Annotated in this window: 29 protein-coding genes and 1 pseudogene; 5 read left to right on the forward strand and 25 right to left on the reverse strand. The window is 35.5% G+C overall.

Annotated elements, in window-relative coordinates:
- Positions 1-8: 8 nt before the first annotated feature.
- The 8 genes and pseudogenes from J2S19_RS06675 to J2S19_RS06710 form a co-directional block, all read right to left on the reverse strand.
- Positions 9-485 (reverse strand): DUF2975 domain-containing protein, encoded by a 477-nt coding sequence (locus tag J2S19_RS06675; protein WP_307339069.1) that lies wholly within the window; start codon positions 483-485, stop codon positions 9-11.
- A 232-nt stretch (positions 486-717) separates the two neighbouring features.
- Positions 718-1485 (reverse strand): phosphotransferase, encoded by a 768-nt coding sequence (locus J2S19_RS06680; RefSeq protein ID WP_307339072.1) that lies wholly within the window; start codon positions 1483-1485, stop codon positions 718-720.
- Positions 1486-1510: 25 nt separating this feature from the next.
- Positions 1511-2107 (reverse strand): class I SAM-dependent methyltransferase, encoded by a 597-nt coding sequence (locus J2S19_RS06685; RefSeq protein WP_307339075.1) that lies wholly within the window; start codon positions 2105-2107, stop codon positions 1511-1513.
- Between the two features lie 25 nt (positions 2108-2132).
- Positions 2133-2612, reverse strand: coding sequence for a hypothetical protein (locus J2S19_RS06690; RefSeq protein ID WP_307339078.1), 480 nt, complete (start codon positions 2610-2612; stop codon positions 2133-2135).
- 111 nt (positions 2613-2723) lie between these two features.
- Positions 2724-3074 (reverse strand): annotated as a pseudogene (locus J2S19_RS06695) (GNAT family N-acetyltransferase); the annotation flags it as partial.
- 576 nt (positions 3075-3650) lie between these two features.
- Positions 3651-3932 carry a DnaA N-terminal domain-containing protein gene (locus tag J2S19_RS06700; RefSeq protein ID WP_307339081.1) on the reverse strand — a complete coding sequence of 94 codons (282 nt, stop codon included), beginning with the start codon at positions 3930-3932 and terminating at the stop codon, positions 3651-3653.
- Between the two features lie 116 nt (positions 3933-4048).
- A complete protein-coding gene (locus J2S19_RS06705) occupies positions 4049-4648 on the reverse strand; it encodes a YdcF family protein (protein WP_307339084.1) in 600 nt (199 codons plus the stop codon).
- A gap of 165 nt (positions 4649-4813) precedes the next feature.
- On the reverse strand, positions 4814-5335 hold the full coding sequence (locus tag J2S19_RS06710; protein WP_307339087.1) for a hypothetical protein: 522 nt from the start codon (positions 5333-5335) through the stop codon (positions 4814-4816).
- 662 nt (positions 5336-5997) lie between these two features.
- Here J2S19_RS06710 and J2S19_RS06715 point away from each other — a divergent pair.
- Together J2S19_RS06715 and J2S19_RS06720 are read left to right on the forward strand one after the other, a co-directional pair.
- Positions 5998-6621, forward strand: coding sequence for a LysE family translocator (locus tag J2S19_RS06715; RefSeq protein ID WP_307339090.1), 624 nt, complete (start codon positions 5998-6000; stop codon positions 6619-6621).
- Positions 6622-6687: 66 nt separating this feature from the next.
- The gene (locus tag J2S19_RS06720) at positions 6688-7011 is read left to right on the forward strand and encodes a hypothetical protein (RefSeq protein WP_307339093.1); all 324 of its coding nucleotides are present in this window, start codon (positions 6688-6690) and stop codon (positions 7009-7011) included.
- 27 nt (positions 7012-7038) lie between these two features.
- Here the strand turns inward: J2S19_RS06720 and J2S19_RS06725 are convergent, their stop codons facing one another.
- The 3 genes from J2S19_RS06725 to J2S19_RS06735 all read right to left on the reverse strand — a co-directional run bounded on the left by J2S19_RS06725 (position 7039) and on the right by J2S19_RS06735 (position 9529).
- Positions 7039-7341 carry a hypothetical protein gene (locus J2S19_RS06725; protein WP_307339095.1) on the reverse strand — a complete coding sequence of 101 codons (303 nt, stop codon included), beginning with the start codon at positions 7339-7341 and terminating at the stop codon, positions 7039-7041.
- Between the two features lie 101 nt (positions 7342-7442).
- A complete protein-coding gene (locus J2S19_RS06730) occupies positions 7443-8435 on the reverse strand; it encodes a hypothetical protein (protein ID WP_307339099.1) in 993 nt (330 codons plus the stop codon).
- Between the two features lie 212 nt (positions 8436-8647).
- Positions 8648-9529 carry an AraC family transcriptional regulator gene (locus J2S19_RS06735; RefSeq protein ID WP_307339101.1) on the reverse strand — a complete coding sequence of 294 codons (882 nt, stop codon included), beginning with the start codon at positions 9527-9529 and terminating at the stop codon, positions 8648-8650.
- Positions 9530-9797: 268 nt separating this feature from the next.
- Between J2S19_RS06735 and J2S19_RS06740 the strand changes: the two genes are divergently transcribed.
- A complete protein-coding gene (locus tag J2S19_RS06740) occupies positions 9798-10073 on the forward strand; it encodes an Atu4866 domain-containing protein (RefSeq protein WP_307339160.1) in 276 nt (91 codons plus the stop codon).
- A complete protein-coding gene (locus J2S19_RS06745) occupies positions 10073-10804 on the forward strand; it encodes an SDR family oxidoreductase (protein ID WP_307339104.1) in 732 nt (243 codons plus the stop codon). The genes J2S19_RS06740 and J2S19_RS06745 overlap by 1 nt, the downstream gene beginning before the upstream one ends.
- 744 nt (positions 10805-11548) lie before the next feature.
- Here J2S19_RS06745 and J2S19_RS06750 read toward each other — a convergent pair.
- The 10 genes from J2S19_RS06750 to J2S19_RS06795 form a co-directional block, all read right to left on the reverse strand.
- The gene (locus J2S19_RS06750; protein ID WP_307339107.1) at positions 11549-12148 is read right to left on the reverse strand and encodes a TetR/AcrR family transcriptional regulator; all 600 of its coding nucleotides are present in this window, start codon (positions 12146-12148) and stop codon (positions 11549-11551) included.
- Between the two features lie 13 nt (positions 12149-12161).
- Positions 12162-13421, reverse strand: coding sequence for a glycosyltransferase (locus J2S19_RS06755; protein WP_307339110.1), 1260 nt, complete (start codon positions 13419-13421; stop codon positions 12162-12164).
- A 331-nt stretch (positions 13422-13752) separates the two neighbouring features.
- Positions 13753-13968, reverse strand: a complete 216-nt coding sequence (locus tag J2S19_RS06760) for a hypothetical protein (RefSeq protein ID WP_307339113.1) — start codon at positions 13966-13968, stop codon at positions 13753-13755.
- A gap of 600 nt (positions 13969-14568) precedes the next feature.
- Positions 14569-14862: a TIGR04104 family putative zinc finger protein gene (locus J2S19_RS06765; RefSeq protein WP_307339115.1), complete on the reverse strand. Its 294-nt coding sequence runs from the start codon at positions 14860-14862 to the stop codon at positions 14569-14571.
- Between the two features lie 31 nt (positions 14863-14893).
- Positions 14894-15076: a hypothetical protein gene (locus tag J2S19_RS06770; protein ID WP_307339117.1), complete on the reverse strand. Its 183-nt coding sequence runs from the start codon at positions 15074-15076 to the stop codon at positions 14894-14896.
- 52 nt (positions 15077-15128) lie between these two features.
- Complete coding sequence (locus J2S19_RS06775) at positions 15129-15560, reverse strand: DUF4829 domain-containing protein (RefSeq protein WP_307339120.1); 432 nt, start codon at positions 15558-15560, stop codon at positions 15129-15131.
- Positions 15561-15602: 42 nt separating this feature from the next.
- Positions 15603-15770, reverse strand: a complete 168-nt coding sequence (locus J2S19_RS06780) for a hypothetical protein (RefSeq protein ID WP_307339121.1) — start codon at positions 15768-15770, stop codon at positions 15603-15605.
- Positions 15771-16121: 351 nt separating this feature from the next.
- On the reverse strand, positions 16122-16484 hold the full coding sequence (locus tag J2S19_RS06785; RefSeq protein ID WP_307339123.1) for a nuclear transport factor 2 family protein: 363 nt from the start codon (positions 16482-16484) through the stop codon (positions 16122-16124).
- A 49-nt stretch (positions 16485-16533) separates the two neighbouring features.
- Positions 16534-17301, reverse strand: coding sequence for a hypothetical protein (locus tag J2S19_RS06790; protein WP_307339125.1), 768 nt, complete (start codon positions 17299-17301; stop codon positions 16534-16536).
- A gap of 549 nt (positions 17302-17850) precedes the next feature.
- Complete coding sequence (locus J2S19_RS06795) at positions 17851-18279, reverse strand: hypothetical protein (protein ID WP_307339127.1); 429 nt, start codon at positions 18277-18279, stop codon at positions 17851-17853.
- Positions 18280-18571: 292 nt separating this feature from the next.
- On the opposite strand from J2S19_RS06795, the gene J2S19_RS06800 reads away from it, so the two are divergent.
- Entirely contained in the window at positions 18572-19000 is a 429-nt protein-coding gene (locus tag J2S19_RS06800) for a UPF0715 family protein (protein WP_307339129.1), read from the forward strand.
- A gap of 312 nt (positions 19001-19312) precedes the next feature.
- On the opposite strand, the gene J2S19_RS06805 is transcribed toward J2S19_RS06800, so the two are convergent.
- The 4 genes from J2S19_RS06805 to J2S19_RS06820 all read right to left on the reverse strand — a co-directional run.
- Positions 19313-19768 carry a hypothetical protein gene (locus J2S19_RS06805; protein ID WP_307339131.1) on the reverse strand — a complete coding sequence of 152 codons (456 nt, stop codon included), beginning with the start codon at positions 19766-19768 and terminating at the stop codon, positions 19313-19315.
- 45 nt (positions 19769-19813) lie between these two features.
- Positions 19814-20566, reverse strand: a complete 753-nt coding sequence (locus tag J2S19_RS06810) for a nucleotidyltransferase domain-containing protein (protein ID WP_307339133.1) — start codon at positions 20564-20566, stop codon at positions 19814-19816.
- Positions 20567-20686: 120 nt separating this feature from the next.
- Positions 20687-21175: a DUF3995 domain-containing protein gene (locus tag J2S19_RS06815; protein WP_307339135.1), complete on the reverse strand. Its 489-nt coding sequence runs from the start codon at positions 21173-21175 to the stop codon at positions 20687-20689.
- The coding region (locus J2S19_RS06820) for a hypothetical protein (protein ID WP_307339137.1) at positions 21172-21468 on the reverse strand (297 nt) is incomplete at its 5' end. The genes J2S19_RS06820 and J2S19_RS06815, both read right to left, overlap by 4 nt.

Raw genomic sequence — 21468 nt, forward strand, 5'->3', positions numbered from 1 at the left:
TTTTCACCTCAGACCGTTAAATCATTTTCTGATTTTATATTAATTGCTTCTTGTAAAAGTTTTTGGAGAACAGCTGCAAAGACTGCAATGACAATGGAAGCAAATATGGGAACCAATCCAATGATAATGAGACCCGGTGCATCATCTAGCTCTGCTACAAGAAAGATAAATGGCAGAACAACGACATACAAGAAACTTATAATCATCGCACAAAATTTGATATTCTTTAGTGCTTTCACTGAGTGTTCAGAGAATGCCATGCTTTTGTCAATATAATTTAAAAGCTTAAATGCCTGATATAATGCAGCGAAAAACGGAACTACAGATGCGAAAATACCAATTACAATTGGATAAAGTATATGGGCATAATCTGGATTTGCTGGATTGTTTGCTAACCAATAGATACCAAAAACAGTAATCGCAAGAACTGGACTACCGATAAGTATAACAGCAATCTTTAAAAAGAGCGTTGATCCTAGTTTCATTTCAAAACACCTCATTTATTTATTGTCATTAAGAAATTTACCATAGGATTTATCGTTTTGCAATAAATATTTATTATTAACATTATTTCATTTATCGAAAAACAGGTTTATTCCCTTTTCTAGTTGTGCAGAGACAGAATGATCCTTAATATTAGAAAGACGAAAAAATACTGTACCAAAGACAAATTTGTCTTTATTGGTACAGCCTCTCGGAAGTAGCTAAAAATACTGTTTAAAAAAATTCATATAGTCCGTCATTGAAATACTGATATTCTCTTTCTGTAACTTTGTATCTCGTATATCCGTCATAAAATGCCTTAAGGTGTAGAGGATTGTCACTAAAATGTCCAATTGCTAATGATACATCATATCGCGGGTCTCCTACTGCCATTCCTGCTACATCAATGAATCGCTGTACTTTTCCATCTAAGACAAGCACGTTATCGGTTGTACAATCACCATGTATCATTGTTTGCTTTACGGGTAGGGGTTTGTTTGCCATTAATTTGTTTAATAATTCAATAGTGCCGTCGGTCTGACCTTTTTCAACATAGATTTGTGCTTGATTAAGCTGTTCGTCTAACCAATCTTGATACCACTTTAATGATTCAATTGGAGGCGTTTCATGGAATTTGTTTAAAAAAAGTCCAAAGCTCCTAATTAACCTGCTTTTTTCTGTAGTTGATGTTGCCGTTTTTAAGGCCATAGTTAATGTGTTGCCGTTTTCGAAGGACATGAGCAGGTGGTTTCGATGACTTTCCTCGATAAAACCGTTATAACGAGGGACTGGAATTGCTTTGCCGTTTAGCACTTGTAACACTTTCGCTTCTTTCTGCAGCCATTTTCGATATCTATCCATGAAGGCAGTTTTAATCATGTATGTACCTTTTTGTGTCGTGACTCGGCGAACTTCTGATGTACAGCCTTGTTCTTCAATTAGATGAATTGTTTGTATTTCACCAATAAGTGTCTCTATTTCAGTTTTTATTGTGCCAAGCATATGTCTCCCCCTCTTTATCTAGGAATCACTTTATACTTGTTGCGATAAACATTGCTGCATCTTGATTCATAAAAATCTTTTTTCCATGATAAAAGGTCCTTATTTCAATTGAAGTAAATCCTACTTCTGAAAGTGTTTTACTAAGCTCGTGGTGAATAAAACCGTTGTGGACCTTAGGATGATTGATGTTTTCGTTCTTATCAAAGTCGATTATGATTAGTTGGCCACCATCGTTTAGAATGTTGAACAGTTCTTGTAAAATTTTCTTCGTATCTTTGATATGTAACAGAACTAGTGACATGAGCACGATGTCTGCCTTTAGGTCAGGGGTTGCTTCCGTAAAGTCTGAATAAAGTACCGTTGCATTTGTTATGGATTGCTGTTTAATTTTTGCTTCTGCGACCTCAAGCATTTGTTTTGATGAATCAATTAACATTACGGATTCTACTAAATCTGTAACTTGTAGACTAACTAGTCCTGTGCCACTACCGTAGTCGATTAGTGTTTTCGTTTTGCTGTTCTGTAAATGTGGTCGTACTTCCTTTACGATGATATTGGCTATTTCGATTCTGTCCTCTGTGTCATAACGTTTTGCCAGCTGTTCAAATACGTTGTTTTCCATGTTTTCCACTCCATTTTAGGATGTTTTACGTATTGTAGTTTTTAAGTTGTCTTTTGTTTATTTTCTCATATAATAGTTGAAAACCATATAATAATGTAGCTTCGATTAAAAATGTTACTGACATGTTTAATTTTGATAGCTTCACAAGTGACATATAGCCAATTTTTTTAAACCAATCCAATAATAGATACGTAAAGATACTGTCGATTATCGCATTTGTTATAAAATATCGTATAAAATTGCCGTACGTGTATTTCATTATCCAAAGCGATCCGACGAAAAATGGTCCGATTAGAAGTGGGATTGCACCTAATGCATTTGGTTTTATATTGTAATGGAACCGCCACCATTTTTTCCGTTCAGCGAGTAGACTTTCTCCAAAAAGGTAGAAAAACATGCAAATTGATGCAGGGAGGAATCTTTTTATTGTGTTACGCTTTAGAAATGGTAATGTTAACCATGGTAGGACAGTCATGAGGATGATGAGTTTATCTCTTTTAATCATTATGAAACAACCACCTTTTGGTATTGATATAGATATTTTTCCAAAAGGTATAAATCATATACTAAAGCTTTATATGAAAGAGGAATGGAGAGCCAATATTTCTCGCAAATATTACGTAGTTCCACTCTCAAAATCATATAGCAGTTTCATTTTTGTTCCTTTACCGTTCTGAAATCCGTTTGTTTGATAAAATTTCAATGATTTATCAAACTCTGGTAAAGGTGGAGTGGCTACTTCAATACGTTTCCATCCGATTTGCTTTCCATATGTTGTGGCTTCAGCTAATAGCTTTGCACCAATTTTGTTTGAACGATAATCGGGATGAACATATAATTCTTGAATGATGCCAAATTCACCGCCGGCATATAAAGAATAGCTTGTAGTGATTGAGATAAAGCCTACGATTTTATTGTTTTCTACTGCTACAAAGACCTTGTAAATGTTATGTTCTAAATATTGATTGCATCGTTGTAATGATTCTGAATTTGGTGGAAGAGTTGTTTTTTCCTGGCAATGTCACAATTTTTTTTAGTTATTATTCTATTAATTTCTTATTGTAACCAATATTGCTTTTTACATAGTTGTCGTTTTGGGTTGATTTCCGCTGCAGTACTCGCTTTCCGCGGGGTGTGTGCTGAGCCTCCTCGGCTTAAGCCTGCGGGGTCTCACCTCTCCCACGCATCCCGCAGGAGTCTCGCACTTCCGCTCCAATCAACCCTTAATATAAATAGTAGAAGAAAACTATCTACTATAGCAATAATTTTTTGTTATGGACTTTTTACAACATAGAGCAAAAAAGTTATCTAGTAATTATGTACACAGCTCATTACTGTGTCTCCAAATGTCCTTACGTCTTCTAGATAATCATATCCTTCTGGTGAGCCGTAGCTATTGAACGTTGGAATACAGGAGTGAACTCGTATGACTTTTTAGTTTTGAGTTGTAACATGTTGTACCCCCACTAGATTCAATCTTTATATAATAGATTAATAGTTCGTCTAAAAAGGCGATACCTCTGAAATGAAGTATCGCAATTACTTATAGAAATGATGCAAATGAATTAGTTGAGTTCTTATCACTTTTTGAGGTGATGAGTATGTCAACGTCTTCTGCAAATTGTATTTTCACAGTGTTATGAATAATCGCTGAGTAGTTCTTTCTAATCCAATCGGAAGCAAACTCATTTGCAGCATAAATGATGATTTTTCCATTTGAATCACGTTCAAGACTTATTACTTTAAACCATGTGTTATATGCATTCGTGCTAATCTCGTTTTTAACCGTATCTAATACTTTTGTTAATAATTCTTTGTTTTCCATGTTAAAGTCCCCCTATAATTACAAATAATGACATAATCATATCATATCATGATGTTAATAACTTCATCTATATTGAAGAAATATAAAATTCTAGTAGTTGACAATTTGCTAGAAGCCTATTTAAACGGGAAGCTGAATTTGTAACCGACATAGTAAACTAATTCACGCAGGAAAAATGGGATTTGGCTTTTAACAGTTTTGTAAGCAGATGTTTGTGTTGGTGATGAGTAGATTTCTTCGATTCCGATTGTTTTGGCCATGAGCATTGCTCGTTTCATATGTAATGGGTCACTTACAATTGTAAATGTATTGAGGTCTTTTTCGCTTGCGATTTCATGTGCATATATTAAGTTTTCTTCAGTGATTTTCGACTTTGTTTCGATTAGAATATCATCCGGGTGAACATCGTGTTTGATAGCATATGCTTTTGCTACTTCGGCCTCTGAAACATGACTACCCTTGCCCTTTCCACCTGTGAAGATAATCTTTTCTACATAATCGTTTTCATATAGTGTAATCGCATGAGTGATTCTTTCGCGAAAAACAGGTGAAGGTTCGTCGTGCCAGACAGCTGCTCCAAGGACGATTGCAGCATCGGTTTGAACGAATTGGTTTTGTTTACTGAAGGACCAAATGCTTATAGCTGAATGAATGATGAAAATGAAAAAACTAATCAACAGGATGATGACTAGTCTTAATAAGGACTTTCGGGTCACTATCTATCAATCCTTTGCTTTAATAAACTGTTAACTATCTTAGATTAAAAGAGTTGGTACTATTTTATCTAAACTCTTGCGAACTTACAGCCTAATATGTACTTATACTTCTGTGGATAATCAAGCTAGGTTTGATGAATTAATAAATAGCCCCGCTAGCACGTCTTATTCTGATTTTGTTGAATATGTTTGATCAAGCTGTTCATTGAGGAACTTTGCTTGAGCCATAAATGAATTGAAATCAGCGTTTATAGTCATTCTAAAACCTAAACCAGCTTCTCGAAGTGTTTGTCGCAAGTCTACTAATGCTTTTTTATCTTGTTCTGTTACCGAAGCTAAAGTGTATTGCTCATCATTCGGGTATTGACTTAAGTTATATGATAATCGTTCTAGAATTCTTTTGTCTTCGTTTGAAAGTTTCCCTAATTGTGTACCAGTAGTCGTTCCTAGTGTTATTCCGTTTAGCACTTCTCCGAGCTCTGCTGTGACAATGTTCGGTTCTGACCAATGGTTGTCAATTTGGTGCGCAATGACCCCTTCTAGTTCAACTAAATTTTGTTGGATTTCCGTCAAAACTACTTGCTCTTTGACGAAATTCATTTTGATGATTCCCCATGCAACAAAACCAATAAGCAGAACATTTACAGTGATTGATAATGTCATGATTAGTTTGATTTTTTGACTCATGTTATCGTCCTTTACCTTCTATGTAATGTTGGAAAACTATTGGACTATTTTTTCAACTTATTATCTTCGATTTTGAACGTTAAGGTAAATCTACAGTTTTATGAAACGATATACCTAGATATTTGTAATTTATATGAAGCTTATTAACTTCTTCATTGTGAAAAACGGTAACTGCTTTTATTTCATCTTCTTTTGTGGCAGTCCCATTATCATATTTTTCATATAGAGCAGACGGTGATGTTCCTGTTTTTATCGTTGTTTTATCTATATCTATTAATTGATATGCTTTCGCGCCTTCATCGGATTCATCGCTTGCTAAAATATAACCTTTTAAAGCGTTACTGACTTGTAATTTTGCACTTCTAGGTGTTCCCCCGTTATTTACAGAAATATTAGTGATTGTAATATTTGCAAAGCCTTGATTACCGATACTTGCAAGACCTGTTGTTTTGTTTATACTTGATTCAACTGAACCTATTTCTTTAAAGATACAAGGTACTGAATGTTATAGATAGTAATAATAGAGGAAGCCAATGTTTCATTTTCAATAAATTATCCCCTCTAGATTATTTCTTAGTTTACAATATTTTATTGAATTTTCACACTTTTTATATGAAAATATTTTTATATAGGTAAGATTGTTAGATTGCGAGGTGATGAATATGGAGCTTGTAACAATTCTATCTTTTTTAGGGGCTGCAATTGCGCTTACCCTTATGCCAGGGCCGGATAACCTCTTTACTTTAGCGCAGAGTATTGCAAAAGGAAAATATGCGGGGATTTATACGACACTCGGGTTATGTACTGGGTTGGTCGGTCATATTACGGCTGCTGCGATCGGTATTTCAGCAGTAATTTACCAATCAGCGTTTGCATTTACAGTAGTGAAATATGCAGGTGCTGCTTACTTGTTATTTTTAGCCTATAAGTCGTTTAGAGACAAAGGATCAAGTTTTGAATTGCGTAACGAGGACGATTTAGATTATAAATCTTTATACAAAAAAGGTGTGATTATGAATCTCTTAAATCCTAAGGTTTCGTTATTTTTTCTCGCTTTCTTTCCACAGTTTATTTCTTTTGAGAATGGGAATGTATCGCTCCAAATGCTCGTGTTAGGTAGCCTTTTTCTAGTCCAGACTTTTGTGATTTTTTCATTGTTAAGCGTCTTTGCTGGAAAAGTTGGTGAATTTCTACGGCATCATCCGACATTGTCTAAAAAGATTAACGTGATTCAAGGGGCGCTGTTTACTTTTATAGGATTCAAGATTGTGTCCAGTCAGAAATAAAAATATGTGAGTAGTGTCATGCTACTCCTTTAAACATTTTGTTAGACGTGGATGGAGGGTTTTCTTATGGGTGTATTGATTTCCGTGATTATCATAAGTTTAGTTGTATCTACAACGACTTGTTTATGGTGCCTTCAGAGGAGGAAGTATATGTGGTTGGGAATGGTCGCCGGCTTTATTATTAATTCTATGATTCTATCAGTTTCGGCTTATTTCCTTTATCAAACAGATGTTCAAGTGTTTCACAAGCAGACTGAAGGTTTATTTGACAGTTTAGGGATTTTCGTGCTCGTCTATTTTATTCCTATTAACACTTTCATCAACTTTGTGATTTTAAAAGTTGTGAAGATAGATTCCCCCTTTTTATTTAGGGGAAATCGAGATAAATAAATAACGCTTCCACTTTCCTTTCCTAAGCTATATCTGCTTCATCCATAAATATTTATTACGCCCAAAAGTGATGTACCATAAATTAATGAAGGCTTGGTACCCGTTTAGGCCACCACATTGAAAGTTTAGTGTCTCATCTTCCTTGATTTCAAACTCGAACTTTTCACTTCTGCACCAATCAATTTTAAGGTATAGCGTATGTATACCGGGTTTTAACGGGTACTGAAAAGTTTCTTTTTGTCTAATCGTGCCAACCTCTTCCTCATTCACAATTACTTTGTATGATCTGAATTTATCCGACCAGCTTGCTTCTCGTTGAATATTTATCATGTTTGTTCCCCTTTTCTCTATGAATGTATTTTACTAGGTAGTCCTTACATGTATATACGCAGTTAGTGGCAGAAAGTTTCTGACCTTATTACCTGTTGAAATTATTCAAAGATTATATCCTTTCGATGCAAAATACGCTCTCGTTTTTTCTTAACTCGGGACACTTTATCAATCTCGTAATAATTGTCTATTACTAGTTCAATTTCATTCACATTTGTGTTGAGTATTTTGGGACTATATTTTTCAACATATGGATCGTTGCCTATTGCAGCACATTTATCCATCGTATCTAAAGCTACTAGACTAAGTGGCCGTCCTATCTCTAGCCAGTTTCTCATTCTCTCCCATGTCGGAAAGCATAAAGCTGCTAATCTTCCCCAATTATCATGAAACGCGTTACAGTTGGCTTCAATCCAATCAAGCACTTCAGTTGAGCGGAATCTATGTAAACAAGAGAATACGGACATTTGTCGTTCTTTTTCGTTAAATGATTGTAATTGTTCGAAAACATATTTCAAGCCTTCTTTAGTTGGTATGCAGCTTGCTGTTGCCCAAGACAATTGGACCAAGAGATTTTTATTATAATCTTGCCAGAGTACTTTCACCCATTCAGATGCGATGTCATCAAGAACCTCTGCGACAATTTCTAGCATCCTTGCTTTTACCTCAACATTAGTAGTCTGATAGAAGCGTGTTTTGACACTATTTAATAGAGACACATTATCATGTTTGCTCAAAGCTTGGCGTAATTCATCTTCTATGTACCATCTTGTTATCGTGAAATTCACTAGCTGTTCCAAATCGTGTTGTACATCCTCCAGTAATGGTGCCATATCATCAACAGATACGTCTACTTCTTCTTCTGGTTGTGTAGCTTCACCATTTTCTTCGTAAAAATCATCGTGTAGTAGGAATTTATTAGGCGAGTGGATTACGGCTAAGTTATACCATTCAATTGGTTTGAGTGAATATTTTATTAAACGTTCATGACAACTATGACAGAGCCTGTATGGTTGGTTTTCATCATCGGAGTGATCTTTAATGCTTGTAGGATTGGTTTTACAGGCTTGGCATAGTTCTGTTAGTTGATTCAAAGTTATCTTTCCTTTGCTTATAGTAGTATATTGCCGGATAAACGTTCTATCAATATTGGGCCTAGTAGTTGGCTATTTATAACACTTTATTAACTACTAAGCTATTTTTTAAGTTCTATCCATATTTGAACTATGCGAAGATATAAGACCTATCAATTTTTTTCGACCTCACCTTTCCTCTTTAAGAAGCATAGGAACCGTCCCTATGCTTCCTACAACGTTTGTCGCAGTTTCTGGATGTCTCGTATTGGCGATTGACCGAACTTGCGGCTGTATTCTCTACTGAAATGGGATGGGCTTTCATATCCTACTTGAAATGCTGCTTCGGCTGCTTCTAGGTTTTCTGTTAATAATAGCCGACGTGCTTCTTGGAGTCTGAGTTGTTTTTGGTATTGGATCGGGCTCATCCCTGTCACTTTCTTAAAATAGCTGTAAAACGATGATGGACTCATATTGGCTTCCTTTGCTAATTCTTCCACTTTCAAAGCTTTTGTAAAGTCATTGTTCAGCTGTTCGATTACCTTTGCAATTCTCTGTGATTGGCTGCCTACAAGAGCAACACGTCTCAATGTATAATTGTGGTCATTTTGGAATAACCGGTAAATGATTTCGCGTTGGACACTAGCAGCAAGGACAGGTATGTCTTCTGGAGTGTCCAGCAACTTTATAAGGCGTAAGATTGCTTCAAGTAGCGAATCACTTATCGGCGTTATCTCAAGTCCGCGTCCTGATGTGTGTGTTGATTTAGTTTGCTTAGCCGATTGAAGGACTTCAAACATCTGTCTCATATCAAGCGGTATATGTACACTAAGATACGGTTCTTCTTGTGAAGCTTTTATGACCTGACCTGTGATTGGCAAATGAACAGAAGCAGTTAAGTAACTCGCTGAATCATATTGATAACTTTCTTCTCCAAGCATCACTACTTTTGACCCTTGTGCTATGACACATAGCGAAGGTTCATACACAGTATGAATAGGCTCGGACGTTTGTGAAGTTTTTATAAAGCGCAAACCTGGTATTTCCGTTTCATGTGTACCATCCGTTTTCGCAAGCCTCTCGATTAACTCGACTAATTCGTTGGATTGGTTCATGGAATATCCCCCCACTTTTTCCTATAAATGCTTTGTGAACTTTTTTCATTTTATATCGCTTTGGAGGATTAGGCAATCATTGTGTATCATCCGGCTACCGTCTGCTATTTATATCAGTTCATAATAAAGCTGTGTTCAACAATATCGATTGGAGGTTAAGGAGTTGATTAAGTTTTTGTTATTGGCTCTTTTGTTTGGAATTGTGAATTCACAATCAGGCCAAGAACCAACTACAGGCTTCCACTTACACACGAAGGGAGAAAGTGATATGAAAAAAGAACATGAAGCTTCACATCCGTATGTTGGTATGTGGGTGACTGAGGATGGATATATTCGGCATGAGCTGCTCACAAACGGTAGGTATGATGAGGCACGTGGGGAACGTAATAGTGCTTATCAAGGTAGTTATACAGTCACAGGAAATCATATAGAGTATGTCGATGATACAGGGTTTTCAGCTGACGGTGATTTTGTAAACGGAGTCCTCTACCATGCAGGAATGGTGCTATATCGAGAAGAACAGTATGAAGGGAGTAAGGAATGATGTCAGGTATTAATGGTAAGGTAGTTGTTATTACAGGTGCAAGTAGTGGAATCGGGGAAGCAACGGCACGACTGCTTGCAAGTCAAGGTGCTAATGTTGTTATAGGTGCACGGCGATTAGAAAAATTAGAGAAATTAGCAGCAGAGATTCGTGCTGAAGGTGGTACTATAGCCACCCAACAACTCGATGTGACAAAACTAGAGCAGATGGAGCAAATCATTAAATTAGCTGAGGAACAATTTGGACGAGTAGATGCCATTATCAATAATGCTGGGTTAATGCCACTTTCTCCATTGGAGGCTCTAAAAATTGAAGAATGGAATCGCATGATTGACGTCAATATTCGCGGCGTACTACACGGGATTGCCTCAGGAATTCCGGTTATGAAACAACAGGGCTTTGGTCATTTTATTAACATCGCCTCGATCGGCGCTTACGAGGTAAGCCCGACAGCTGCTGTATATTGTGCAACGAAATATGCCGTGCGAGCAATTACTGAAGGTTTGCGAATAGAGCTAGCAGGGCAAGGGATTCGTGTCACGCTTGTATCACCAGGTGTAACTGAATCAGAGCTTGCTGAGACCATTTCAGATCATGAAGCGAGGGAATTTATGAAGGAGTATCGTCGCATTGCACTACCGGCCACAGCGATTGCCCGCTCTATCCTATATGCGCTTGAGCAGCCGAGTGATGTTGATGTGAATGAAATGGTTGTGAGACCGGTTGTGTAGGAGGAAGCGAGGGGACGGTTCTTCTGCTTCCTAACGAAATTATAAATCAAATATATGACTACACTGATTCCATCTGAAAGTAAAACAAATTTAACAGTTAACTCTAAAGATTTCTTACAAGCAATTGATCGCGCAAAAGCCTAAAAGAGCCAACGCCTGGATTTATCTAGGATTGGCTCTTTTTCATATTTCATTACATAATTTTGACTAGGTTTGTAAACAGTGTTCATTCAAATAAATATACTTATATAATAATTATATCCTACACTGCGCTATTTTATATTTAACAACATAGTGGATTATTGATATTATTTGCTAGATAAATAAGCATTTTGATTAAGGAGTACTTATTCTAGAGAAATAATAACTATAAGTGTGATAACAATAGAATGGATAAATTTCAAAAATAAATGTAATTATTACTTTTTGTTGGAAGCAAAAGAACCGTCCGAGACCACTGAAAAAGTATACTATGTTAAGATAAGTACCATGCCTCATGAACTTTTTGTACAGATATAGAAGCTCATACCATGTATAGTTTGATTGGAGCGGAAGTGCGAGACTCCTGCGGGATGCGTGGGAGAGGTGAGACCCCACAGGCGTTAGCGCCGAGGAGGCTCACCACCCACCCCGCGGAAAGCGAGTACTGTAGCGGAAATCAAACTGAACGTCAACCTTGTATGATAAATACTATTTATCTATAAACAAGACTTTTTCAGTGGCTTCGAACCGTCCCCCTGCTTCCTAATTCGCAATTCCGTTTTTTATGAATGAAAGTAATTTATCTACTTTTTGGTGAATGGTTCCCTTGCTATCTTTTGTAAAGTCATCGACGAATAGATTTGCTGTTAGATGATAGATACATTGAGCGATAAGAGATGGATCAAGGTTTTGTTTGAGTTCGCCTGATTCGATTCCAGTTTTGATAAGTTCCTTGTAAATTGCTAATATATCTTGTTTGGTTTCTCCTAGTAATTCCTTCATTAGCTTTTTGTTCTCATACAATTTATTCGCAAATTTTTCATATTCTGGGTGTTCGGCCGCAAACGATGCTCCTGCAATGAGTAGAGTTCTAATTTTATCAAAGAATGAGCTTGATTGTTTCTCGACATAGAAAGACATGTATGTTTGTTTCGTTTCTTTAACGATTTCGAGAAGATGGAGAAATAAATCCTCTTTATCATCAAAATAGTCATAGAAACTACTACGTGGGATGTTTGCTTGTTTTATAATGTTCGATATTTTGACTTCATCAAAAGAGGCATTCGAAAATTCCTTAATTGCAGCATCAATGAGCTTTTTCTGTTTTTCCTCTGTAAGCTTAAAAAATGTTTGTTTAGGCATTATCTCACCTCTTTCATGATTGTTTTATTAAGCCTTCTATAAACTGAATTGCATGTTGTACACCATTTTCTGCTAGTATAATATTTTTTATTTTTTCAGCATTATCAATTGTTCTCTTACTTTCTATCTCGTTTAATGAGTGAATGAGGTCCGACACTTTAAGATTTTTTTCTCGTAAAGGTTTTAATGAATATCCTTGTTTAAATAACCGATGTGCCCAAAATGGCTGGTCGACTGTAAATGGGATAATCAGTTGCGGTACTCCGCTAAGAAGCGCTTCTGACATAGTACCGACACCGCCATGATGGATAACCCCTTTTGCACGTGGAAAAAGGAGACGATGTGGCGCTTTTTCAATTGCTAGTATATGTTCCTCTTGAGTGAAATTCATTCCGCTAGTTCCCGTTAAGACAATTGCTCGATTTTCGGTTTCTATTAACGCAGAAATAAGCTTTTGCTTAAAAACTTCTGGTGCTTTTAAAGGCATCGAGCTAAAGGATACGACAATTGGCTTTTTACCCTTTTGCAAAAATTGTTCGACCTCATCTGAAAGAGTCTCTTCTTCTATATCTAGGAAGAAAAAGCCTGACAAGAATACTCTGTCGTTCCAGCTGGTTACTTCTTGAAAAAGATATGGACTAATAGGATAGAGAATTGGTATCGGCGCATGATTTGCTTCAAATGTGTAGATGCCTGCTTTTCTTTTAGGGAGTTTAAGTGTCTTCTCTCTAAAATCGTTAATTTGTTTAATAAATGGTGATTCACTTAACTTGACAACCTTGTATGATAATCGATTGATGATAGGTCCAAAGCTTTTATTTGGCGAAATCGTAAAATTCGGGAATTCTGTGATTGGGTACATGATTGGAACAGGAGGTAAGCAGATGCAAGGAATACTTGAATGGATCGCAATATCAACTGCACCGAGAGCTTTAGGATGATAAATAATTAAATCAGCTCCAATGGATGCTTCATAAAAATCATCCATACTTTTTCGATAAGCTGGTGTTACCACTGTTCTTGTAAATTTGATGATCCTTCCAATACGCAAGTTTCCCCCATTAAAAACTGCCCTCCCCTCCTCACTTTCCATGATTGCCATTAAATCAGCATTTGCCTCGTGAAAAGATATCCCATGTTCCTCAATAAACTGTTTAAACGTAAGACCTGTGCAAATAAGGACGTCATGACCGTGTTTTAGTAATTCTTTAGCTAAAGCGACATATGGCTGCACGTCTCCTCTACTGCCTAACGTTAAGATTGTCACCTTCATTTTCTCCACCACCAAAGATATAAATAAAAAACGTCGACACTGTCGTCGGAATTATCTTTATTATTGATTGAGAGGTGTTATCTGTCAAGTGAGTGTGACAATGTGGACGTGTTAAAAAAATATATTTTGTAAAGTGAAAGTCCCCTTGCTTCCAAAAAAAAAGCAATAACTCCATTTAAGAAGTATCGCTCTTTTCTTATTGACTATTTCTATTTAGAAATTGACTTCATCTACTTTTGTATACTCAGTTAACCGTGAAAAAAGATTGGAAAATTCAAAGTAAACTACCTTGTAGTTGGATTTGGAAGCAAAAGAACCGTCCCCCTGCTTCCTATTTTCGCTGTTTACTTTCGCGTATACAATTAATTGTTATTTTAGTTGTCCCGTAATCATAGGTGAATTCTTTTCTGCTTATGACATATGCCCAATTGTTGAGTAGGAGTGTATCCCCTTCATTTGGAATAAATTGAAATCCTTCAGATGTAATTGGTTCTTCGAATATGTATTTCTTTTCTGTAATGTCGTAATACGTTAGTTCGATTTTCATATTAGCCCTCCCTTTATATTAAATGTACGATTTTGGGTTTGTAAAGGTTTCGATGCTAGTAAAACTTTGCTTTTTTAAGTGCTTTTTATTGTGAAATTGCTGATATTAATTACTGTTAATCCCTTAGAAGTACAATGTTATTCTACACCTTTTAGACATTATCTCCACGATATCATTTTATATTTTGGCCATAGCATTTCTTTATTAAAACATTTTTTTGTGTAGAAAGGTTTTTATAATAAAAGTCTTTCCCCATTTCGAATAATATTAATTGGCTTTTATCAATTACTTTATATAATGAACAAGTAAATAATAGCCGCAGTAGACCTACATGGTGAAATATGTCACTTAATTTGTTAATTTTGGTGATGAGATGAGTCATTATCGTTTTATTTGAAAAGGTAGGAGACATTTGACTATGAAATTAGCAGTTTTGAAGGTTTTTGTGTATTTCTTATTGAAGGTAAATCGTGCAATGATACAAAATATTTTTAAACAAGAAGCCCTTTTGAGAAAAAAGAGTGATTTACTAGCTAATTTTTTGTTTAAGTACGCAACAAAAAACGATGCTCCTTGAATGGAAGTATCGCTTTCTGTTTTTTATTCTTCACTTGCCCCTTTATATTGGATAACATATGGTGCGAGTAAACCTCCGATAAACGCTATAAGTATTCCGAATGCGAGTGTTACTAAAGTGTTTTCAAATGGCGAAAGAAAAAAGATAAATAGCCACAACGGTAATATGACAATTGCTGTAACGGTAAGTCTACCAGTCATTGTTACTTTATGTTTAGCATGACAGTTTTCACATTCTATTGGCTTATACATCCATAAAGATGATTTTAATAGCATACTCCAGTTAAACGCTGCACGGCATGAATCACATTTCTGCATGATTATTCCTCCTCCATTTTTGCAAAGTATATTAGGTCTGTTTCATTTGCTTGTTCATCGCAAATACTGTTGCTATAACCAGAAATAAAAACCCTAGCAGAGAGCCTATGATTGCAAATCCCTGCCAAAGTGAATAAAGAATACTTCCCATCATAAAGCAACTTATCGAGATGATTAACTGAACAATGATGAAGAACTTTTCATTTTTTAGCATAGTTTGCACCTCACGTTCTATTATACTTTCTGCAGATAGGTTTATATGTAATTTAATAACCCCAATCTTCTACACGCCATTTATCTGTTGCGCTATCTCTGATTAAAATCCATTGCCATTTAGTTTGAGTTGAGTTTGGCTCGAAACTTCCATCTCCGCCTGACGAATTGACATCAAAATTTGATAATAAAACAATGATATTATCTTCCTTTATCTCATTTGGAGTTTCGGTACCGTAGTTCAGATAATCTATTACTCTTTCGTTTGATTCTTCTTCGGAATACCATAGCTCAGTCAACGTACATCCTTGAAAAGCATGAAATTTCTTTTTAACAGCAACAACTGCCTCATTTATTTCTTCATCAGTAAATTTATTTGATTCTCCGATTGTTACTTGTACCTGATTCACTTTACCCGTGTAAATATGATAGACAATTGATATCAATGAGACAAGAGCCACTACTGTTAGTACTTTTACTTTCATTGAAGCCCTCCTTATTTATCTCTAGCAATTTGTGATAGAGTATTATTTTTTGAATTTATATTCGATGAATAAAACTGGAATAACGATTAATACAAACAGAATGTTAAAGACTATGTTGTATACTTGTTTAATCGGATAGAATGTTTTAACGAACATTAACAAAATCGCTAAAAGATAGATGAGTCTTGCGTATTTGGCAATGGTATTCATAAATACCCTCCTATTTACAATATGCTCCACAATATACTAGATTGGGCAGTAAGAAAGTAGAGAATAATACCTATAAAAAGGACCTTCATTATTTGTCTAGGAGACTGGCATAAAACAAATGTTGTTGCAAGCAAGAGTAGAAACTCCAATGGATATGCTATCTCAAAATACCAAAATTCAAATACAAATGCCTGTCTTGCCACGTCTAGCATCTTTGAAATAATACCTACTATTATACCCGCTATACAAATTAGTGTTGAATTTGTAATCTATTTTGATAGAGATATGCGACTTGGTTTGCGAATGTTGTTTAAAACGTTATCCGTTTGTTATCCTCATATATGTTCATTTTTAATATGTAGCTGTTGTAGGAGTACCTTGATGAAAAAACATTTGCCATTTACCGTTGTTTTTCTTCCAGATGGAGCTTCGCAACGCATGAATGTTTTCTGTATGTTTACAAGTTTGGTATGTTGCCAATACTACGTCTGGTGCCAGTAATTTAACGGAGAAGTTTGTTATTGTGAACGGTATTGAATTGCTCGATTGATGCCCCGATAGTGCATCAAGCTGTGCTTTTTTATTATATGTACTACCTGAGCTTCCGAACTCTAGGAAATCATCGGCAAGGAGCTCAGTTAGTGGTTTTTCATCGTGAGTCATTAACTGCTTTTCTAGTTGAAGAATTTCTTCTGTGAGTAATGAATAATCCATATTTGGTCACTCCCCTGTTTGTTTGCAATCTTAACTTAGTCGTCAATACTTACATATCATGATGCGTATCCGCTAGTATGAATTCACGTGTTAATTGAAGCATTTCGTTATGAAACTCGGGATTTGCTTTTTCATCATTAATTGAATAGCCGATATGATAAATGGCTCCGTTGTAGTACGTATAGAGTTCATTTGCTGAAGTTCCAACTGTAACAACTTTTTTATTGTCGATATCGTAATCATAATATTTATATAGAAGAGCACTGTTTGTTGTAATGATTTGTTGGTAAATAGGTAATGTGTTAGTCAGGTTGTACGTTTTGAGTTCATTTCCAATTGAGTCTCGCTTTTCAAGGATTTGATGTCCTTTTAGTGGGTTTTCATCTACCTCGGTGATTGATACGATGTAAAAATTCCCTATGTCATCGTACTCTGTTTTGCTAAGATAGCTCAATTGGAGCTGATGTTTTATTGAGCCGTTTTCATCTTTAGAGGTTATTAAATAAGCCTGTTCTTCATCAACCTCGAAAGGTAATTTTGCAGTGTCTAATAGGTTGATAGATTTTGTAAGCGGCTCTAGTAAATTTGCGACTATTGTATCAATCGAGAATGGCTTATAGAATCTTAGGTTTTTTCTCATATCCAATTTATCATAAGTTTTGAAGTATTCACTGTAAGTGATGTCGACACCTTCAACTTCTATTAGGTGATTTTTGTTGTTTGCACAGGAGGTTAATGTGATTGTAATTATAGTGAATAGTGTAATCTTTAGTAGTGATCGTTTTAAGATGTATGTCCTCCAGGTAGTAATGTTCATTTCAGTGTCCTTCCAGGGATTGTTATTTTTTCTTTAGAATGTCTAAAATTCTAATCAATAATGTAATGATGACTGACAGCATTAAGCTGAGAACTATGCCTATTGACATTGCACCGGTATCATCTCCATTGAAAAAACTTAGAAATAAGAAAAATATCAATATGCTACTGAAGAAGATTAATAGTGTAGATGAGACAAATTTCATGTAAATTCTCCCTTTTATATATTTTGTGTTTGGAAGCATGGGGACGGTTCGAGACCACTGAAAAAGTCTTGTTTATAGAAAAATAGAATATATCTTACAGAGTTGACGTTCAGTTTGGTTGCAGCACGAGTACTCGCTTTCCGCGGGGTGGGTGCTAAGCCTCCTCAGCGTAAACGCCTGCGGGGTCTCAGCTCTCCCACGCATCCCGCAGGAGTCTCGCACTTCCACTCCAACCAAACTTTACGTAGGATAAGCACATTAAATGTACAATAAATTGCCTAAAACTAGATACTTATCTTAAATCAGTATACTTTTTCAGTGGCTTCGGACGGTTCTTCTGCTTCCTAGTTAAGTTTAAAGGTTTCACCTGTGTTAGGGCTAACGAGAATAGCGATCGTTTCACCTTTTGTATTTATCCCTCTGTAGTAGTACGCTCTGTCAGCTAAAAAAGGATTCCAGGTATCGCTTTTTACTGGCACTGTTTCATCCAATGTGATGTCTATTTGGTATGTATCTATCACAATGTTTTTAGCTTGATGAGCTGTTAATTTTGGTAATGAAAACCATGTGCAAAGTAGGAAGATAAGGATAAAAATAATATAGGGTTTGAAGCTTCTGATTGATTTACAATATTTCACAATAATGATATGGAAAATTAAAAGAGTGATTAGTACATTTAGAGACATGACATTGTTAAATACCCTTTCATTGAAAAGTAATAGTATGATTAGGTAGATTGTTGAAATGATTGTACCTAGTATATATTTTTTCATATTTGTGAACTCCTAGTTGTATTGTTATATTTCCCAATACATTTTGTTTGTTATATTTGGATCATCGACTTTGATATTGGAGCTATTCCTAGAATGAATATACGTTTAACGGTGATTTGTTAAATCTTTATTTTTATCCCCTTTATAGAATAGACGAAATATTATAGGAATAGTTTCAAATTTTGGAAGCAAAGGAACCGTCCCCCTGCTTCCTTGTAGTATAATGGAAATGGTAATTAAAGGATTTTTAATAATTGAGGAATTAAATAGTAAATGAAATGGAGTTAGAAAATTGGATATTAAAATAAATAATGAAAAGTCATTCAAAGTAGTAGATACGTTCCCTTATTGTTTTATCACTTTATTCGTTTCTTCATTCTTTTTTTATCTTTATTTAAGTATTCCGGATGGGGATTACCTTTTATATCTTTTTTTATTTTTTATGAATGAAATCCCTATATATTCTGTTATTGTATTTTCAATGTTTGTCATACCTCTACAAATCTTTCTGAATAGAAACCCTATGAAGTTTAATCCGTTTTATTTAATGTCTTATATTGTTTGTTCATTTTCAGCTGTATTTATAATTTTTACTGTCTTAATGAATGGATTAACCAAAGAGTTACTAGAAATGGAAGGGTATTATAAGCTTTGTCTATCTTCGGCAATTATTTATTGGTTTTGGGACTCTATCTTTTTGCAAAAAAAAGATAGAGTGTAATTATAATCATATCCATTGAGGGTGCTTGCAAAATTATGGAATGTACCGTTTTATTCACTAAGTGTCCATTAGAATCAAACCAGCTACTATTTAGCGACTGCGGATAGTAGCTGGTTTTTATATATATAAAACTGTTGAATTTATAGTTTTTCTCTGAACATTATTATGAAACTAGTTCGTTTGCGGTCGTATTACTAGCGAAAAGTTATTATTATAAGTTAGTTAGTTCTTCGTCTTACCTAAATTATTGTTTGTTTTATCTATCCTTTCGGAAGCAAAGGAACCGTCCCTCTGCTTCCTTTCGCCATAACCTTACTTGGTATTTTCAAGTACGCCATATCGTTTTTGTTTCCCCATCCATGTGCTGGCATCACGCCATTTTAGTCGTTTAGCAGCTGTCCAGCTAGTTGCACCGAATGTATCGTTTTGCGGTTCCCACTCATTTGTATCGGCCCAATAGAATAAACCGTTATAGTGAGTTAATTTCGCATCATAGATGATTGAATCGTAACCGATTGGACTTGGTATGATGTGGAATTGGTTAACTCCTTCAAATAATAATTCAATTGCTGATGGATTGTGAAACTGTCTTTGGAAAAGGATTTGTACGTTCGTTTCAAGTTCTGAAGACATCCCCATCGATAAATTTTCATCAACATAAGATTCAGTAGACATGAATAATTCCTTTAAACAGCTATCATGAAACCAACCAAATTTGTCCATTAGGTTTTTTATATCTTCTTGTGTCTTAACTTCTATCCAATCCATCGTATCCCCCACTTCATAGTAGTGTATCTCTACAATTCATAGATTTTATTGTATACTTTTGGAAGCAAAAGAACCGTCCCCTTGCTTCCCTATAGTAAAACCTGCAAACAGTTTTCCTCCATGGGGCTGTAATATTGTTTCTGTCAATTTGACAATTTGGTCTTTGTTGCTTGTCCTATAAAAGGTATCAAAAGCCTCAACGAACTGATTTGCGAAGTCCTCGTCATAAGTTCTTAGTGACCGAATGACCCATTTTGATGCACCAATCCATTGCCTGTTTGTTCTCAGTACGAATTCACTTAATAATTGTGTGAGTGTGTTCGCGATAAATATGTCCTCTTCTCTATTTGTACAACCTATAAAATCATCGAGTGCATCTGTAATAAAATATCGCTTTATGTTTATTGTTTCTTTTGACCATTCTTCCGGGCCTTTTTTTAATAGTTCAGTAGCCTCTTTTTTAATCGAAGAAATAATGTCTTCATCTTTAAGGATTACTCCTTCTGAGACCATTCTTGGCATTGAAGGTCTTGCACGTTTGTAATCACTTTCGAATATTTGCTTATACGAGGTTACATTATGTACAAAAACTTCGATTGCCCAGCCAAAGTCAACTAACGATTCCCTGTAAGATGAATGAATGTCTTTATCAAACACAATAATATCAAGGTCAGATGTTTCTGTTGCTTCTCCTCGAATCACACTACCTGCAAGTAAAGCTGCTTGACAGTTTGGATGATGCTTATTTATAAAGTGTTCTGCTGCTTCAATTGGTGTTAACTTCTGTATTTTCGACATTGATATCACCTCAATCCTTTATATTTATACGTTCTCATAGGGACACTTTAATAACTATCTTAAAAAGCGACCCAACTAATTGAAGAATCGCACATAAGCTAACGAGTATCTTTATCATTTCTAGCCAAGTTTCCGCTGAAAATTCAATACTGCAAACAGGAGGGAGAGTCCCCATATCAAAAACAGAGAATACCATACATAGCCCCAAAATACGGAATGTGCCGTTGTGTCATAATAGATAAATGACTCTGTTGGTGTCACTCTGTTTATTCCGAGAAAAAACCTTAAATAGTAATATCCTAAGCCCCAACATGTTAACCCGATTGCTGTAATCCATCCAGGTATCACTAAGAGGAGACGAGGAATTTTATTACCCCAAGGTCTTACAAATGCTAGGCAGAATATGGCTGCTAAAATAGCAACCAAGCCCATACCCCAAAACCCAATTGCAATAGACCAAAAATCATTAGTGGAAGCTATATATTTACCTGGAAATGCAAAATCAATCCCTAATCCCCACCATAAATGGGGTGCAGCATAAAGTAATGCGCACAAACTTGCTATATAGCCCCAATAAGATTTTTTGTTCTCGTCAGTATATTTTTTCATTTAATTCCTCCAGACCAAAATGTATTTTCTTTTGGAATATACAAATGTTGATGCCATTTTATTCGTAAGAGTGTATCATGAGCCGAGGCATTCCATGCAAAGTCCATACAGCTTTTTGTTGACTTATCACAACTAAAAATCATATAAGTGTTAAAAAAATCTTCAAATATGTTTAACTTAGGAAGCAAAAGAACCGTCCGAGACCACTGAAAAAGTCGGCTTTTTTTTCTCGGATTTTCTGAAACTTTGATTGTTCTATCAATTATTTGAATAAATTGGGAATGTTTTGAGAT

It is taken from the genome of Metabacillus malikii, from assembly GCF_030813355.1.
Classification (GTDB): Bacteria; Bacillota; Bacilli; order Bacillales; family Bacillaceae; genus Metabacillus; species Metabacillus malikii.